Origin of the sequence: Martelella mangrovi (genome assembly GCF_040545495.1) — a bacterium.
Classification (GTDB): Bacteria; Pseudomonadota; Alphaproteobacteria; order Rhizobiales; family Rhizobiaceae; genus Martelella; species Martelella mangrovi.
This window is the reverse complement of sequence record NZ_JBEPLY010000031.1, coordinates 1-1,224: the sequence shown is the minus strand read 5'-3', so window position 1 is coordinate 1,224 and position 1,224 is coordinate 1. Positions and strand designations below refer to the sequence as shown.

General features: G+C 58.6%; 1 protein-coding gene. It reads left to right on the top strand.

The genetic code is table 11. The annotated features are described in order from the left end of the window. Positions 1-65: 65 nt before the first annotated feature. Positions 66-1,165, top strand: a protein-coding gene (locus tag ABID12_RS20815) for an IS3 family transposase (protein WP_354435964.1) whose coding sequence is annotated in 2 segments (ribosomal slippage) — positions 66-327 and positions 327-1,165 — 1,101 coding nt in all. Because the reading frame shifts where the segments join, the coding sequence is not laid out codon by codon here. Positions 1,166-1,224 lie beyond the last annotated feature (59 nt).

Sequence of the window (1,224 nt, the reverse complement as noted above, 5' to 3'; positions counted from 1 at the left end):
TGACCTGAGCCCCTGAACTTCCTCCAGATTCTGGTAGAGTCTGTCACGACACGGAGACGGACGGCATGAAGCGTTCACGGTTCACGGAAGAACAGATCATCGGGATCTTGAAGGAGCAGGAAGCGGGTGCGAAGACGGCGGATGTTTGCCGCAAGCACGGCATTTCAGATGCGACCTTCTACAAATACAAGGCGAAGTATGGCGGCATGGATGTCTCCGATGCGCGTAAGCTCAAGGCGCTTGAGGACGAGAATGCCCGGCTGAAGAAGCTGCTCGCGGAGGCGATGCTGGACAACGCGATCCTGAAGGATGTCGCTTCAAAAAAATGGTGACGCCCGATGTGAAGCGGGATGCGGTGGCTCAAATCTGTGCGCAGCATGGGGTGAGCCAGCGTCGGGCGTGCGAAGTTCTTTCGGTGGATCGGTCGAGCGTGCGCTATCGCAGTGTTCGCCCCGACGATGCCTCCATTCGTGAGGCGATGAAGAAGGTGGCCTCCGAGCGCCGGCGCTTCGGCTACCGCCGGATCCATGTCATGCTGGGTCGGCAGGGGATCGTTATGAACCTGAAGAAACTCCGACGGCTTTACCGGGAAGAGAAGCTGACCGTGCGCAAGCGCGGCGGCCGCAAGAGGGCTTTGGGAACAAGGCGACCATTGGCCTTGCCCTCACGCCCCAACGAGCGCTGGAGCCTGGATTTCATCAGTGATGCCTTCACAGATGGCCGCCGCTTCCGGGTGCTGGCTGTCGTGGATGACTTCACCCGCGAATGCTTGTGTCTCGTCGCGGACACATCGCTGTCTGGCGTTCGCCTTGCCCGGGAGCTGGACACCCTCATCGACAGGCGAGGCAAGCCAAGGACAATTGTCTCCGATAACGGCACGGAGATGACCAGTATGGCGATCCTCAAATGGTGCCAGGAGACCCATGTCGAATGGCACTACATCGCTCCCGGCAAGCCGATGCAGAACGGCTTTATAGAAAGCTTCAATGGCAGCTTCCGCGATGAGTGCCTCAACGAGACGCTGTTCTCGTCGCCCGCGCAAGCGCGCGCAGCCATCTCCACATGGAAGGAGGACTACAACGCAAACAGACCGCACTCATCGCTGGGCAATATCACGCCCAACGAGTTCGCAATGAAAATGGCACTGGAAAAACAGGCCGCTTGAGGCCAGATTAAAAACCCAAGACTCTCCCGAAAAATGGAGGGAAGTCGGGTCTCAGGTCA